This is a genomic window from Limnohabitans sp. MMS-10A-178 (assembly GCF_003063375.1).
Taxonomy (GTDB): Bacteria; Pseudomonadota; Gammaproteobacteria; order Burkholderiales; family Burkholderiaceae_C; genus Limnohabitans_A.
Genome location: NZ_NERY01000001.1, coordinates 1745021 through 1762889 on the forward strand (window position 1 = coordinate 1745021; position 17869 = coordinate 1762889).

Consider the following 17869-nt stretch of genomic DNA (forward strand, 5'->3'; position numbering starts at 1 on the left):
CATGTCCAGGTCCAAAACACCCTCCTACAAATTGACCACCCTGACAGTTGCATGCATTGGCCTTTTGGCTTTGACTGCAGTTCAAGCTCAGACACCACCAGCACCCGACTCTCCTCCAGCAGCTCCAGCCGCTCCAGCTGCTCCATCGGCTGCACCAGGCGCCGCACCTGCTACGCCGCCAACCCCTCCCGCTGCCCCAGGCGCATTGAGGCCCATGAAAGACTTTCTGAGGGATGCCAAGGCTACACCCGGGTTTTTTACACTCCACCAAAAGGACGACAAGATCTGGCTCGAAATTTTGCCCAGCCAATTAAACAAACCATTTTTCTTTTCCTACAACATCCCCAATTCAGTGGGTGAGCGCGGTTTGTATGGCAGCCAAATGGGCAGTTCCAGATTGGTTGAATTTAAGAAAATAGGCAATCAAATTCAATTGATTGCCAAGAACACCCAGTTCTTTGCGAAAGAGGGCACACCGCAAGCGCAGTTTGTCTCAGAATCTTTCTCCGACAGTTTGCTAGCCAGCGCAGCTGTGCTTACGCAGCCCCATCCCGAAACCAAATCGGTGTTGATTGAGGCCAACAGTTTGTTGTTTTCAGATATTCCTGGATATCAAACCCGATTGGAGGCAGCATTCAGAATGCCTTTTGCTGTTGACACGCGCAACACGTCTTTCTCTGCTGTCAAAAACACAGACAAGCTCACAGGCTTAGAAGTGAAGGTGCATTTTTCAGTGCCCAGAATTGCTGCGCCGCCCATCATGCCAGGTCCTGGGGCCATGACGTCACCGCCGCGCGCTACGCCCGACCCACGCAGTCTTTTTGTGTCTTTCTATTACAGCCTCATGCCCCTGCCTGAGCCGATGCAAACGCGCATTGCCGATGAGCGGGTGGGTTTCTTTACAGTGGCTCGCACCGACTACACCACCGACCTCAATATCAAACCAAAAACGCATTTCCTCAAACGTTGGCGCTTAGAAAAGAAAGACGTCGCTGCTGCTGTGTCTGAGCCTAAAGAGCCTATCGTTTTTTGGCTTGACAAAAACATTCCAGAAAAATATCGCAAATCGGTTTCTGAAGGTGTTTTGGAATGGAACAAAGCATTTGAAAAAGCGGGCTTTAAAAACGCCCTGGTCGTGAAGCAACAACAGGCCACAGACGACTTCAACAACATGGATGCCAAGCACGCATCAGTTCGTTGGTTCACGGGCGCTGATGTAGGCTTTGCCATTGGCCCTTCTCAAGCCGACCCCCGCACCGGCGAAATTTTGGATGCCGACATTGGTATGTCGGATGTTTTTGCTCGAGGCGCACGTAGGGCTGTGATTGAAGACATGGGTCATGCGCACTCTGCCCACGGTGCCCATGGTGTAAATGGCGAGATGTGCAACCACGCACATTCTTCTGCGCAAGAATTGAATTACGCCCTAGATTTGCTAGAAGCCCGCGGCATGGAGCTAGACAGCCCTCAAGCTGATGCCTTAGCGCAGGCTTATGTCAAAGACGTCATGATGCACGAGGTGGGCCATACCTTGGGCCTGCGTCACAATTTCAGAGCCTCTACGGTGTACGACTTGAAACAAATTCAAGATCCCAACTTCACCAAGATCAATGGCGTGACATCTTCCGTCATGGACTACAACCCCTACAACATTTCACCCAAAGGTGAGAAGCAGGGCGAGTACGTCATGTCCACGTTAGGCGCATATGACTATTGGGCCATTGAGTTTGGTTACAAACAATTTCCACCAGGCCAAGAGGCTCAAGGACTGGCACAAATTTTGGCCAAAGCCAGCCAGCCTGAATTGCAATTCGACTCCGATGAGGATGCAGGCTTTGGCAGCATGGGCGGTGTCGACCCCTTGGTCAATCGATTTGACCTAGGTGCAGACCCTCTGGCTTATTACAAGCTGCGCATGAAACTCTCACGCGAATTGTGGGACCGTTTGCAAAACATGAACTTGGCCACGGGTGACAGTTATGAACGCCTCACAAGGAGTTTCCGAAGCGGCTTTAATCAGCTGAATCGCGTTGCACCATTGGCAGCCAAATACATTGGCGGTGTGCACATTCGCCGGGAGCGCGCAGGCAGCAAAAAAGCAGTGTTTGAGCCTGTGAGTGCTGCGCAGCAAAGAGAGGCATTGGCCGTCATTACCAAAGACTTCTTTGGTACAGACAGTTTCAAATTCAAACCAGAATTTATTGCCCGTTTGGCTACAGATCGATTTGAGCGCACAGAAGCCGAAGGCAGTATGCAGACCTCTGTTGCCGCTTTGGTAGCTGGCGTGCAAAGAGGCATTCTCGATCATGTTTATTCTCCTTCTGTAGCCTCTCGCTTGGCTGAAGTAGGCATGAAGGTGAATGATCCAAAAGAGACTTTGGGTTTGTCTGACGTGTATGACACCATTCAAGATGCCATTTGGTCAGAGGCCAAAACAGGTCAAGAGACCAGTTTGATGCGCCGCAACTTGCAACGCGAACAACTGCGCCGCATGGCCGATGTGCTGGTGAAGCCCGCAGGTCCATGGCCAGCCGATGCCCGCAGCATCATGCGTGAAAACGCACGTCAGTTGGTCAGCGTGTTGGAAAAAGCCAATGCCAAACCCGGTTTGTCTAAAACGACACGTGCGCACTATGCAGATGCACTTGACACTTTGAATGCGAGTTTGAAAGCTTCCATGCAAAGAGCAACGCCTTAAGCCAATTCAGCGTCCTTTGAAGAATCAGCGCTGTAGTGGGCTGCGTCTTCATGGAACGCTGAAGCGAACGATGTTTTCTTGCACCAACATCATGGCTGGGGCATTGGAAGTCGCCAAATAAACGTCGTAAACAATTGAATTGGCGTCACGCACCTTACCGCTCTGGAGAGTCCAGCCACTGGTGTTGACGCGATCGTTGCTGGTGCCATCGATGGCCACTTGATGGTAATTCACACCAGAGGCGCTAAATGATGTACCTGTACTGACGTTTTGCCAACCACCTGCGCCAAGTGTGTTCAATGTACTCAAATTCGCCCAATTGCTACCCGCCATGTCCAAAACATCTGCAACTCGCAGTGTGATTTGGTTGGCAGCCGTATCCGTTCGCAAATCAATGCGTTCAATGCTGTTGATGCGACTGGCACCCTCTATGTTGCCCACTGACGTGTTGCTGATCAAAGAGAAATCCAAACCCAGTCCGCCAGTACCGCCCATGCGCAGCGTATCAATGCCGCCGCCGCCATCGATCTTGGCCAGTTGCGTGGTGTTGCCGCCAGCGCCATAGTTGTTTTGCAGTGCGGTGATCATGCTGCTGTTGACGGTAAAAATGTCCTTGCCCATGCCGCCTAACAAAACGTCGGCACCGCTGGCCACAAACGTGTCATTGCCAGTGCCAGCGGAGAAGCTGCCGCCTGCCAATGTTTGACTGCCAGTGGAGGTGAGGGTGTCGTTGGCACTGGTGCCAGTGTTATCCACCGCAGTGCCAGCTGCAAACGCGCCTGCCTTGCTACCGAAGATGATGTAAGACCGACCTGTTTGAACACCACTGTGAGCTGCGTCATACCCGTGTGCACCCACAATCAAATCGGCCAAGCCGTCGCCATTCACATCCCCAGCAGCTCCTACCGAGTAGCCACTTAAATCTTGCGCACCTTGACCCACGATGGCAAAGCCGCCAATGTTGTTGCCAATGTCCGTTAAATTCACTTGCGTGGTGCTTGACTTGCCATACACCACAAAGCTGTGGCCTGTATTGGCGCCACCACCTTCCGCTTTAAAGGGTGCGCCCAAAATAATGTCGGCCAAGCCGTCGCCATTGATGTCACCTGCACTGCTCACACTGTGACCGCTTTGTTCATCGTCGGTACTTGACACAATGGCAAAACCGCCTACACCCGCGGCTACTTGACCTAAGTCGATGGTGGCATTGGCGGTGCTTCTGCCAAAAACAACATAGGTTTTGCCGCTGTAGGGGTTGGCGTTGGCCGAACCACCGATGATGGCGCCAATGATAATGTCGCCCAAGCCATCGCCATTGATGTCACCGCCACTGCTAACCGACACGCCGCTGAAGTCGGAGGTATTTTCGCCGCGAATAGCAAAGCCACCGATGTTGTTCTTGATGTCTTCAAGGTCAACTGCAGCGTTCCCATTTTTACCCAACACGACATAGGTCATGCCAGCATTGGTGCCGGCGGTGTCATTGAAATAAGCGCTGACCAGCATGTCTGCTTTGCCATCGCCGTTAAAGTCGCCAGCGCTGCTGACGGAAGTGCCACTTTCTTCGCCAGCTTGCCAGCCAGAAATCACAAAGCCTGGCACACTGCCGCCCACACTGCCTAGCGAAATGGTCTGCAGGGCTGACAAAGCAGCACTCCCGTAAACCACATAAGTTTTGCCAGTGTTACCTGCCAAACCCGACACCACTTGAAAGTGCGCACTGATGATCATGTCACTCCAACCATCACCATTCACATCGCCCGCACTGCTGACAGAAAATCCTGCCGTGTCAAAGGTGCTGGTGATGCTGAGGGCGGCTGATGTGGCGCCTAGCGCGACGATGTCTTTTTGGTATTCGGCCAAGCTGCCCGTGGCGTTATTGGCTTTGCCATAGACTAAAAATGCGCCACCTGGGTTTGAGCTGGCGGCATCTTGCGGCATGCCAATTAGCACATCTGCAAAGCCATCTTTGTTCATGTCACCCACACCCGCCACAGAAAATCCCAGCCAACCTTTGGTGACGTTGTAGTACATGTACTGACCATTCACTTGCCCCGTGTCGCTGTACCCTGTAGGGACATTGCTGGTGTTTTGGCCGCCTTGGTAAACAACGGCTGCGCCGCTTTGAGATCTCACGGTGCCATTGCTTTCTGTGAAGTTGCTCAGTGGAGCACCCATCACCACATCGCCATAGCCGTCGCCATTGACGTCACCAGCCAAACTCACCGCAAAGCCAAAGTAGGCGCCCGTGTTGGGAGCTTCAATGGCATAGCCGCCAATGTTGTTGGCAATGTCGTCCAAGTAGATGGCGTTTTTGAAGGTGTTGACGTTGAGGGTGGGGGAGGCGCCTGCAAGGCCCGCATTGCCGGCGGTGTCGGTGTAGCTGCCGGCTGTCACGGTGATGCTTGCTGCAACCAAGGCTGTGTCTGCAAAGGGGGTGTACACCGCTGTGCGCGTGAGGCCTGTACCAGAAATGGCGCTGAGCGTGCCTTGTGTTACCACCACATCGCCAGTGGTGCCATCCCACGCAAAGGTACTGCCAGGGTCTTCACTGAACGTGAAGGTGATGTTGGCGGTTTGGCCCATACCCACGGTTGATAAGTTGGAGGTAATGACCACCGTCGGCACGGCTGTGTCGTAGCTGATCGAGACTGTGCCGCTGGCAGAACCCAAATTGCCTGCGGCATCTTGATAGCTGAGGTTCTTGACGGAGACGGTGGTAGTGCCGGCATTGACGTTGGCGGGTGGTGTGAAATCAAAGCCTCTTATCACGCCCACTTGTTGGCTCGGTACGGTGCTGAGAGTCACGGTACCCGCGCCAGTCACAGTCAAATCGCCAACGCTGCCATCCCACGTGAAGCTAGTCCCTGGGTCTTCACTGAAAGTGAAATAAACCCGTGTGGTTTGACCCGCTACGAGGTTGTTTGAATTGGCGCGACCTGTGACGGTGGGTGCCACAGTGTCAATGCTGAGGCTGGGCGTGGTACCAGCCGCCCCTAAATTGCCTGCAGTGTCTTGATAGCTGAGGTCCGTGACGGTGATGCTGGCGTTGCCACTTGCCAAATTGGCAGTGGGTGTGAACACGGCAGTGCGTGTGAGGCCTGTGCCACTGATGGCCCCCAGTGTGCCGCCGGAAACCGAGACATCACCCGCGGTGCCATTCCAAGTGAAACTTGTGCCAGGGTCTTCGCTGAACGTGAAAGTGATGTTGGCCGTGCTGCCTGCTTTGACAGACGTCACGTTGGAAGTGATGGCCACAGACGGCGCCACCAAGTCGATGCTGATGGCCGGTGTTGTACCTGCAGTGCCATTGTTGCCTGCCAAGTCTTGGAAACTGTTGGCTGCCACCGTGATGCTGGCCGTGCCGCTGGCTGTGTTGGGGGTGGGCGTGAAGGTGGCTGTGCGCGTGAGACCTGTGCCGCTGAGGGCGCCCAAGGTGCCGCCAGAAACACTGACATCACCGGTGCTGCCGTCCCACTTAAAACTGGTGCCCATGTCTTCACTGAAGGTGAAAGTGATGGTGGCAGTTTGGCCTGCCAAAAGGACGCTTCGGTTTGAAGTGATGGCCACAGTGGGGGCTGTGGTGTCGACTTTGTAATTGGCATTGTTGGCCACCGCGCTGTAAATGGTGGACGCCAAGTTGCCGTAGGTGTCTTGCAAAATGGCGCCGTTGTAGCTGATGCCATTGGCATTGAGGCTGATACCGTCAATGTCTGTTTGCCCAGCCTGAATGGTGTATTGGAAGGTCAAGGCATTGACGTCAATGCTCACATAACTGGCTTGCACCACGGTGCTACCAACGGTCAAGGCCAAGGTGGGTAGCCCTCCGCTGGTGATCATCTGCATGTTGAATTTATTCATGTAGACCGAGATGGTCAATACATCACCAGCATTGAGGAAATTGTTGACAACGCCTGAGCCTGATAAAGCAAATCCTGAGGCCAAAGGTGCAATGTTTTCAATGTGGTAATTGGGGCTGGTACCCAGTACGCCTAGGTTGCCAAATGCATCTGTATAGCTATTGGCTACAACAGAAAGTGTGAGGTTGTAAATTTGCGTTGCCGCAGTGGGTGCCGTGAAGGTTGCGGTGCGTGTCAGGCCCGTGCCACTGATGGCGCCGATGCTGCCGCCGGTAAAGGACAAATCGCCAGTCGTTCCATTCCAATTGAAGGATGTCCCTGGGTCTTCAGAAAATGTGAAGGTGATCAAGCTGGTGCGTGTACTAGACAACACGCTGTTGCTCATGCTGATGCTGACACTGGGGGCTTGGGTGTCAATGAGAATGGCAGGCGCTGAACTGGCGACCAAGCTGGCATTTTCGGCGTAGTCCTTAATGGCACCCGCATTCAAAACGATGGACGAGTTGACCAGTTGTTGGTTGGCCGTCGGCGTGAAGGTGGCGGTTTTGACCAGAAGACTGGATACCGTTACCCAATTGCTCAATGAACCGCCCGAAATGACAATGTCGCTGCCTAGACCAAATGTATTGAAGTTTTGAATCCATTCGCTGGCTGTAAAAGTGAACGTCGCTGTTTCACCCGATTTGAGGGCGGTCTTGTTACTGGTGATGATCAGTGTGGGCGCTGTGGTGTCGACGATGTTGCCGCCATTGAGTCTTTCTAAATGGGAGAGTGACGCACTGTTGCCTGATGCATCTTTGATGGTGCCACCGTTCAGGGTCAAGGTGTTGGCCACAATGCCATAGCCGTTGGTATCGGTTTGACCGGCCAAGATGGTGTACCTGAACAGCATTATCTTGCTATTTTGTTGCCAGCTTGGGTCGTAGGTTGCTTTGACGACGGTGCTGCCAATCAATAAATCAATGGTGGGTAAGCCACCTGTCGTCACGATCACTGGTGCCTCAAGAAATGAGACATAAGCACCAATCCTCGTTCCTGCTGCGCTGTAGGAAAGCATATCGCTTTGGAACGAGACGCTCGAAACGCTCATTCCCAACGTATCTAGCGTCATGCTAGGCGTGTTACCTTGTGCACCCGTGTTGCCTGCTGCATCGGTGTAACTGCCCGCATTCACCACCACGGTGGCGTTGCCACTGTTGACATTGGCTGTTGGCGTGAAGACCGCGGTACGTGTCAGACCCGTGCCACTGATGGCGCTCAAAGTGCCATTGCTGAGGGTGATATCGCCCGCGCTGCCATCCCATACAAAACTGCTACCTGGGTCTTCAGAAAACGTAAAGGTGATATTGGCTGTTTGCCCCACCAACAACTGGGTCCTGCTGCTGGTAATAGCTACTGTCGGCGCAGTGGTGTCTACCTTATAGGCTGCATTGTCAGCCCGTGCAATGGCCGTGATAACAGCGCTGTTGCCAGAACTGTCTTTGATGGTGCCGCCGTTGAGCACCAAGGCGTTGGCCGCATAACTCAAACCATTGGCATCATTTTGCCCAGCCACAACCGTGTAGTTGAACAGCAAATCCGTTGTGCCAGAGCCTGAAACATAGACTGTAGCATCCCCTGAACCGCCCACATTCAATGAAACTTTGGGTGAGCCGCCGCTGGTATTCACAAGCACCGCCTCACTGAATGTGGCAGTGATTTGCACCACATCGCCCGCATTCAAGGTGTTGCTCAAAATGCCGCTTGCACCCGAGATGTTCATGCTGGTGAGCGTGGGCACACTGGTGTCAATGGACACGCTGGCACTACTGCCTACTTGGCCTGGGTTGCCGGCCAAATCGGTATAGACCGCTGAGGCTGTAGACACCACACCTGCGGTGGTACTGCCCGCCGTCGGTGTGAAGGTAGCGGTGCTCACATAGTTGGCGCCGCTTAAAACAAAAGGACCGATGGCACTGAGCGTACCGCCGCTAACGGTTAAATCGCCTGCGGTGCCATTCCATGTGAAGCTGGTGCCAGTTTTATCGTTGGCTGTGATGGAGAGCGTGGCTGTTTCACCTGCTTTGAGACTGGCCATATTGAACGACAGTGACACCGAAGGTGCAAGGGTGTCTACCATGTAAACCGAGTTGCTGTTGACTGCGGCAGAACTTATGCTGGCAGAGTTGCCAGCTGCGTCTAGCAGCACCGCACCATTCAAACTCAAAGCGTTCAGTGCAATGGCAATGCCATCGGCATCGTTTTGCCCAGCTGCAATGGTGGTGGTAAACACCAGCGTATTGCTGCCAGCACCCGAAACATAAGTGGCCTGCACGGTGCTGCTGCCCACCAGCAATGCCAGTGTGGGTGAGCCCTCAGTTAAATTTAAGTTAACTGCCTCTGTGAAAGTGACACTCACATTGGCGGTGTCGTTTTCATTGAGGTACGTATTCAGAATGCCCGTTGAGCCACTGAGTGCCAAAGTAGAAATGGTGGGCGCCAGTGTATCGATGGTTAGGCTGGGTGTGCCGCCTGCACTGCCGTTGTTGCCTGCGGCATCTTGATAAGCCCCAGAACTCACAGCAATGCTGGCGGTACCTGTATTCAAGCTTGGCGTCGGGGTGAACACCGCCGTACGTGTGGTGCCTGTGCCTGAAATAGCGCTCAGGGTACCGTTGTTAAGCGTGATGTCGCCGGTGGTGCCATCCCAAACAAAGGTGTTGCCTGGGTCTTCGCTGAAGGTGAAGGTGATGTTGGCTGTCTCACCTGATTTAAGCTGGCCCACATTGGATGTGATGCTCAAAAATGGCGCAGTGGTGTCAACCGTGAAGCTGCTGTTGTCGGCTGTGCCAGGGGCAAGCAAGGTGGTGGTGTTGGTCCGCGGGTCTTGTAAGGTACTGCCGTTCAATGACAAAGCGTTGGCACCAATGGCAATGCCATTGGCATCGGTCTGGCCCGGTTGAATGGTGTACGTGAACAACAAATTGGCAGTGCCTGCACCTGAGGCGTATGTGGCATTCACGGTGCTGCTGCCAATCTGCAAAGCCACTGTGGGCGAGCCCGATGTTGTGTTGAGCGTTTGTGCTTCAGAAAAATGGGCTGTGACAGTCACTATGTCGCCAGCATTCAGGGCGTTGTTTTGAACGCCTGTGGCGCTGCTAACTTGAACGTCCATCAAGGTGGCAGGCGTGGTGTTGAGTAACAAGCCGTCCAGTGTGTTGCCGCTTCCCAAATTACCAGCCGAATCAGTGTACAAATTGTTGCTAACAGTGATGCTGGCATTGCCACCCGACAAACCCTGCGTAGGCAAAAATGTGGCGGTACGGGTTAGGCCTGTGCCAGCTAGCGCAGACAAGGTGCCGTTGACCAAGCTCACATCTCCCGCACTGCCATTCCATGTGAAGGTGCTGCCCGGATCTTCGCTGAAGGTGAAAGTAATGAGGGCGGTTTCGCCGCTTAAAAAGACGCCCTTGCTGCTGGTAATGCTGACCAGCGAAGGTGCCGTTGTGTCCACCAAATAGTTGGCGTTGTCGCCAACGGCGGCAAAGGTCAGAGTGGGTGTGTTGCCTGCAGTATCGGTTAAGACTTTGCCGTTCAAACTCAGGCTGTTGGTGTTGATGGCAATGCCGTTGACATCGGTTTGCCCATTCAAGATGGTGTAGTTGAAAACCAATTGCGCCGTGCCAGAGCCAGAGGCATATTGCGCGCTAACTTCGGTGTTGCCAATGGTGAGGTTAAGGCTGGGTGTGCCTACGTTGGCATTCAAGAAAACAGCTTCTGTAAAGTTAACGGCTACCGACACCACATCGCCTTGATTGAGCAAACTATTTTGAATGCCAGTGGCGCTGAGCAGGGCCACGCTAGAAACTGTAGTCGTGGTGGTATTGATGCTGATGTTTTCCGATTTGTCCGTGACGCCTGCCGATGCTTCTAGGCCAATGTTGCCTGCGGCATCGGTGTAGCTGTTGAGTACGATGGCCACATTGGCCGTGCCTGCACTCACGCCAGAGGCGGGTGTAAGGAGGGCAGTGCGCGTTAGTGGGTTGCCGGTGGTGCTAAGGGCGCTTAAGGTTCCCCCCGTTCCGACTAAGTCGCCGCTGGTGCCATTCCAAGTGAAGCTGCTGCCAGGGTCTTCGCTGAAGGTGAAGGTGATAGTGGCCGTTTGTCCAGAGATCAAAGCACTGGTGTTGCTGGTCACTGTGGCTGTAGGACGGGTGGTGTCTACCAAATATTTTGCATTGTCAGCTACTGCATTAGACGCAATGTTGCTGTTGTTGCCCGAGGCATCTTTCAAGGACCCGCCATTGAGATTGAGTGCGTTGGCACCGATGGCAACGCCATTGCTGTCGTTCTGGCCATTGGCCACTGTAGCTGTGAACACCAAAGCATTGCTACCCGAACCTGAAACATAGGCCGCTTGTACCGTTGTACCCCCCACAATCAGTGCCAAATAAGGCGTGCCGCCACTTGTGTTTACGGTGATCACATCGCTGTAGGTAACGGTAGCGCTGAGCGTATCGCCAGTATTCAAATTGTTGATGGTGGCGTCTGATGCGCTAACCACACCTCCCGAAGATTGACTCAAAGCTAAGCTTGAAATGGTGGGGGCTAACGTGTCTAAATTGAGCGTAGGTGTGGTACCTGCACTGCCATTGTTGCCCGCACTATCTTGATAGCTGTTACTTGTAACGCCAATACTGGCCGTGCCACTGCCTTGGTTTGTAGCAGGCGTAAAAACAGCAGTGCGCGTGAGGCCTGTACCGCTAATGGCACCCAAGCTACCGCCAGTTACCACCACATCGCCCGAAGTGCCATCCCACGCAAAGCTGGTGTCTGGATCTTCAGAGAAAGTAAACGTGATATTGGCGGTGGTACCTACCGTCATAGAGGAAATGTCGGATGCGATGGTGACCGTGGGGGGCGTGGTGTCCACCATGTATGCAGCATTGCTGCTCACGGCCAACAAGCCGATGCTGCTGGTATTGCCATTGGCATCTTTGAGGGTAGCGCCGTTTAACAGAAGTGCACTCGCTGGAATGGCGACACCATCGGTGTCGGTTTGGCCGCTGACAATGGTGGTGGTAAATAGCAAGGCATTGGTGCCTGAGCCCGATACATAGGCTGCAAACACAGTGCTTGCGCCAATGGTCAATTTGAAGGTTGGCTGACCTCCATCGGTGTTTAAAACGATGACATCGCTAAACGTGGCCGTCACACTCAAGGTGTCGCCCGCGTTGAGTGTGTTGTTGAGCTTGCCCGTTGATCCGCTTAAAAGGACGCTACTGATGATGGGTGCCAAAGTGTCGATGCTGATGCTGGGCGTAGTGCCTGCTGTGCCCAAGTTGCCGGCCACATCGGTGTAACTTGAATCGGAAACGGTAATGCTGGCTGAGCCACTGGCCAAATTGTTGGTAGGCGTAAAAGTAGCGCGGCGCACGTTGCCTAGGCCAGTTAGCGCACTGAGCGTGCCGCCTGTTACAAGCACATCGCCTACGCTGCCGTCCCAGGTAAAACTGGTGCCCGGGTCTTCTGAAAATGTGAAACAAATCAAACTGGTTTCACCCTTTATGAGGCTTGCAGCCGAAGAGGTGATGACCACTGTGGGGGCCGTGGTGTCAACGGGGTACAAAATGTTGTCGGCCACGCTGGCATTGCCCAGTGCTAAGTTGTTGCCTGGCACACTTTTTAAAGTGCTGCCATTGAGGGTGAGGGCGGACGATGGAATGGCAATGCCATTGGCATCGTCTTGCCCTGCCAAAATGGTGTAGCCGAATACAAAGTCGGTGGTGCCACTGCCAGACACATAAGCGGCTTGAACCAAGGTGCTGCCAATGGTCAAGCCCAAGGTGGGTGATCCTGCAGTGCTGTTTAAAACGATGGCTTCGCTGAAAACCACTCTGGCCAAAATCACATCGCCCGCATTGAGCAAGTTGCTAACAGCACCCGTGGCGCTGCTCAGACCAACTTGGCTGACGGTTGGGGTGGTTGTGGAAAAGGTGAGCAAAGGGGTAGTGCCGGCACCGCCCGTATTGCCCGCTGCATCTGCGTAAGTGCCTGCATTGACCGAGATACTGGCGGTGCCAGATACCACATTGACATTGGGAGTGAAGGTGGCTGTTCGCGTTAAACCTGTGCCGCTGATATTGCCCAGTGTGCCGCCACTCACTACCACATCACCTGCATTGGATGCCCAAACAAAACTGCTGCCAGGGTCTTCGCTAAAGGTGAAAGTGATGCTTGCAGTTTCGCCTGCTTTTAAAGTGGCCACATCGGAGGTGATGCTGACACTTGGCGCAGTGGTGTCGACCAAATAGAGCGGATTATTGGCTACTGCGATGGACGTGACGACGCTGGTGTTGCCTGCGCTGTCTTTCAAGGTTGCGCCATTCAAGCTGAGCGCATTCAAAGCAATGGCCACACCATCGGTGTCGGTTTGCCCGCTAGCAATGGTGGTGCTGAACACCAAATTGGCTGTACCAGAGCCTGACACATATGTGGCTTGCACCGTGCTACTGCCAATTAGCAAAGCCAGCGTGGGCGAGCCTGCCGTGGTGTTGAGCGTGACCGCTTCGTTGAAAGTCACGGTGGCACTCAGAGTGTCAGTCGCATTGAGCAGTTTGACAGTTGCATCAAGAGGGCTGGCTACAGCGCCAGTGGCGTTGCTAAAGACAAGACTAGAAATGCTAGGGGCAAGGGTGTCGAGGGTGATGTTAGATGAAACGCCAGTGCTGCCGTTGTTGCCAGCAGCATCTTGATAGCTGCTGGCTGTGACGGTGATGTTGGCGGTGCTGTTGGCCAAATTGGGCGTTGGAGTGAATACCGCTGTGCGAGTGGTGCCAGTGCCGCTGATGGCACCCAAGGTGCCGCCGATTATTACCAGGTCGCCAGAGCTTCCGTCCCAGGCGAAGCTTGATCCTGGATCTTCAGAAAATGTGAAGGTGATATTGGCCGTCTCACCGGCTTTGAGCGCAGCTACGTTGCTGGCAATGCTGACTGTGGGCGCTAGGGTGTCGATCGAAATGCTGGGTGTAGTGCCTGCGCTGCCAGAATTACCCGCACTGTCGGCGTAACTCAAATTGGTCACAGTGATGCTGGCGTTGCCACTGGCCAAATTGGCAGTGGGTGTAAACACTGCATTGCGAGTCAGTCCTGTGCCGCTGATAGTACCCAAGGTACCTCCGGTTACAACCAAGTCGCCTGAACTGCCATTCCACGCGAAGCTTGTTCCTGGATCTTCAGAAAATGTGAAGGTGATATTGGCCGTCTCACCGGCTTTGAGTGCGGCAACATTGCTGGTAATGCTGACTGTGGGCGCTAGGGTGTCAATCGAAATGCTGGGCGTGGCGCCTGTGCTGCCAGAATTGCCAGCACTGTCTGTGTAACTCAAATTGGTTACAGTGATGCTGGCGTTGCCACTGGCTAAATTGGCAGTAGGTGTGAATACTGCAGTGCGTGTTAGTCCGGTGCCGCTGATGGCGCCCAAGGAGCCACCCGTTACCACCAGGTCGCCAGTGCTTCCGTCCCAAGCGAAGCTTGTTCCTGGATCTTCTGAAAATGTGAAGGTGATGTTGGCTGTTTCACTGGCTTTGAGCGCAGCTAAGTTACTGGTAATCCTGACGGTTGATCTCAGAGTGTCGATGGCTATGCTTGGAGAAATGCCTGCACTACCTGTATTGCCGGCGCTGTCTGCGTAACTCAAATTGGTCACAGTGATGCTGGCATTGCCACTGGCTAAATTGGCAGTGGGTGTGAATACTGCAGTGCGAGTCAGTCCTGTCCCGCTGATGGCACCCAAGGAGCCACCCGTTACCACCAGGTCGCCTGAACTACCATTCCAAGCGAAGCTTGTGCTTGGATCTTCCGAAAATGTGAAGGTGATGTTAGCTGTCTCACCGGCTTTGAGCGCGGCAACATTGCTGGTAATGCTGACTGTAGGCGCTAAGGTGTCGATCGAAATGCTGGGAGTGACTCCCGCACTGCCAGAGTTGCCCGCACTGTCTGCGTAGCTTAAATTGGTCACAGTGATGCTAGCGTTGCCACTGGCTAAACTGGCAGTGGGTGTGAACACGGCAGTGCGTGTCAGTCCTGTGCCGCTGATGGCACCCAAGATTCCGCCCGTTACCACCAGGTCGCCAGTGCTTCCATCCCACACAAAACTGCTACCAGGATCCTCAGAAAATGTGAAAGTGATGTTGGCCGTTTCACCTGCTTTGAGTGCGGCAACATTGCTGTTAATGCTGACTGTGGGCGCTAGGGTGTCGATCGTAATGCTGGGTGTGACTCCCGCACTGCCTATGTTGCCAGCACTGTCTGCGTAACTTGAGCTGGTTACAGTAATGTTGGCGTTGCCACTGGCTAAATTGGCCGTGGGCGTGAAAGCTGCATTGCGCGTCAGTCCTGTTCCACTGATGGCACCCAAGGTTCCTCCCGTTACCACCAGGTCGCCCGAGCTACCATCCCAAACAAAGCTAGATCGTGGATCTTCAGAAAATGTAAAAGTGATATTTGCCGTCTCACCAGCTTTGAGTGCAGCAACGTTGCTGGCAATGCTGGTGCTTGGCGCGGAGGTATCTACTTTGTAGCCAGCGTTGTCTGGGCTGACAACACTGGCTGGCAAGCTTGTCGTGTTGCCATGGGGGTCATTGATGGTGCTGCCATTGAGTTGCAATGCATTGGCGTTAATGGCAATGCCGTTGATGTCTGTTTGACCGGCCAGGATCGTGTAGCTAAAAACCAAATCTGCTGTGCCTGCACCAGACACATAACTCGCTAAAACTTGGGTGCTGCCGATCTGTAAAGCTAGCGTTGGCTTACCGCCAATGAGGTTGAGAGTTTGGGCCTCAGAAAAATGTGCAGTGACGCTAACGGTATCGCCGGCATTGAGGATGTTGTTTTGCAAACCTACGGCACTGGAAAGTTGCATTGTCTCAAGAGTGGCGGGCGTGGTGTTGAGCAACAGACCCGTGAGGGTGTTGCCGATGCCCAAGTTACCAGCTGGGTCTGCAAATACACCGTTGTTAACGGTGATGCTGGCATTTGCTCCCGTTAAGCCTTGGGTAGGATAAAACGTAGCAGTGCGCGTAAGGCCTGTGCCGATGATGGCTGTTAGAGTGCCTTCAACCAAAGTCACATCGCCCGTGGTGCCATTCCAAGTAAAGGTGCTCCCAGGGTCTTCACTGAAAGTGAAGGTGATGGTGGCGGTTTGACCGCTCAAGAATGTGCTTTGGCTTGAGGCAATACTCACCAGTGTGGGCGCTGTGGTGTCTACCAAATAGCTTGCGTTGTCTGCAACCGCACTAAACACATTGACCGCTGTGTTGCCCGCTGTGTCCGTAAGGGTTCTACCGCTGAGGTTGAAGGTGGGGCTGCTCATATTTCTGGCCAAATTGCTGGCCACAATAGAAATGCCGTTGACATCGGTTTGAGCTGCCAGCACGGTGTAGGCAAATACCAGTGTGTTGGTGCCAGAACCGGAGGCATACATTGCGTCAACTTCTGTGCCGCCAATATTGAGTTTCAGGCTGGGCGTGCCCGCACCAGTGCCTAAAGTGACCGCCTTGTTGTAGTTGGCTGTGATGTAAACCACATCGCCTGCGTTGAGCAAGTTATTTTGAATGTTGTCGGCACTAGAAATGACCACAGAAGACAATGTGGCGGGGGAGGTGTTGACAGTGATGTTGGCCGATTTGTCGGTCACGCCAGCCACTGCTTCTAAGCCCAAGTTGCCTGCGGCATCGGTGTAGCTATTTAAATTCACGGCCACATTGGCTGTAGCGTCAGTAAGCCCCAATGCTGGCGTCAAGATGGCGGTGCGGATCAGTGGGTTGCCTGTGGTGCTCAGAGCGCCTAAGGTGCCCCCTGTCACAAGCAAGTCGCCAACATTGCCGTCCCATGTCAAAGAGTTACCAGGGTCTTCACTGAAGGTTAAGGTAATGATGGCGGTTTGCGCCGCATTCAAAGTACCAGCGTCAGAGGAGATTGCCACTGTGGGGCGGGTGGTATCGACCAAATACTTGGCGTTGTCTGCCACAGATGCAGAAGTGATGATGGCTGCGTTGCCACTGGCATCTTTGAGGGTGGCGCCATTTAGACTGAGCGCATTGAGTGCCAGGGCCACGCCGTTGCTGTCGTTTTGTCCGGCAGCGACGGTGGTGCTAAAAACCAAGGTGTTGGTGCCTGAACCAGAAACATAGTTGGCCTGAACAGTTTCAGTGCCAACTGTGAGCGCCAAAGTGGGAGAGCCCGAAGTGAGATTTAAAAAGACAGGTTCATTGAATGTGACTGAGGCATCGATTTCATCACCTGCATTGAGCCATTGAATGCTTGCGTCGTTGAAGCCGGGCAATGCCCCTCTTGCATTCGTGATTTTTGTGTCATCAATGCTGGCTGACAATGTATCGATGTCGATAGGCGGACTTGAGGCAGCCAAGCCAAGGTTGCCTGCAGCATCTTGATACGTTCCAGCGTTCACCGAAATACTGGCACTGACACCCGATTGGTTTGGAGTCGGTGTGAATGTGGCCGTGCGCACAAGGCCTGTGCCACTTAAGGCGCTCAATGTGCCGCCTGTGACAACAATATCACCTGCCGTGCCATCCCAAACAAAAGAGTCACCAACATCCTCGCTGAAAGTGAATGTCATCACCAGGGTCTCATTGCTTTTGACGGATGTAGAATTGCTTGTGATGACAACGCTGGGAGGGGTGGTGTCGCTTGGAGGTGGAGCGGGTGGTGGTGAAGGAGCCAGAGGAGGTGTAGGAGCAGGTGGAGTTTCATTGCCGCCTTTGCTCCCGGCAAATACGGGAATGCCAATGGCTGTAGCTGCAATTTCCCCCAAACCTACAGTGGCTAACAAAGCAGGTGTTGCGCTTGGCATGAGGCCTATCAAAGAGCCTGGGTTGTATAGAGCTACTTTGCAATCTAAGGCGGAGTCACTTTCAGTCCAAACCAAGCTTTCGGCTACATCAAATATTTCGGGTGGATAGTGCGAAATGACTTGAACCTCAGTACACGACTCGTTTTCTAAGCGGTAGACGGGTGCGTTTTCGACAGGCGTGAGTGAGGCTACAAAGTAATCTTGTATTTGAATGGCCGTTTCGTCATCAAATAAAACTTTCAGGTCTTTGTTTTGTCTTAAAAGTTTTTGACCTTTTTGATGAGCCCCTGTTTCGATGTTCAACAACTTGTACCGCGCACCAGACTCTGCTTTCACCAGCAAAGGTGCATTGACCAAGTTAAAGCCTCCTTTAGGCTCAGATGCATTGACCAGTCGCAAAAATCGTTCGGTGCCATCGGGCATCAAAATGTAAAGGTGTAGCTCATTGAAATTCAT

2 protein-coding genes are annotated in these 17869 nt (G+C 53.5%); one reads left to right on the top strand and one right to left on the bottom strand.

The features are described from left to right. Position 1 precedes the first annotated feature (1 nt). Positions 2-2698: a zinc-dependent metalloprotease gene (locus B9Z32_RS08700; protein WP_108420825.1), complete on the top strand. Its 2697-nt coding sequence runs from the start codon at positions 2-4 to the stop codon at positions 2696-2698. Positions 2699-2746: 48 nt separating this feature from the next. Here the strand turns inward: B9Z32_RS08700 and B9Z32_RS08705 are convergent, their stop codons facing one another. Beyond that, a complete protein-coding gene (locus tag B9Z32_RS08705; RefSeq protein WP_108420826.1) occupies positions 2747-17869 on the bottom strand; it encodes an Ig-like domain-containing protein in 15123 nt (5040 codons plus the stop codon).

Coding starts and splice junctions, on each gene's coding strand:
- B9Z32_RS08705 (WP_108420826.1), bottom strand. CDS start 17,869: ATGAATTTCAATGAGCTACACCTTTACATTTTGATGCCCGATGGCACC.
- B9Z32_RS08700 (WP_108420825.1), top strand. CDS start 2: ATGTCCAGGTCCAAAACACCCTCCTACAAATTGACCACCCTGACAGTT.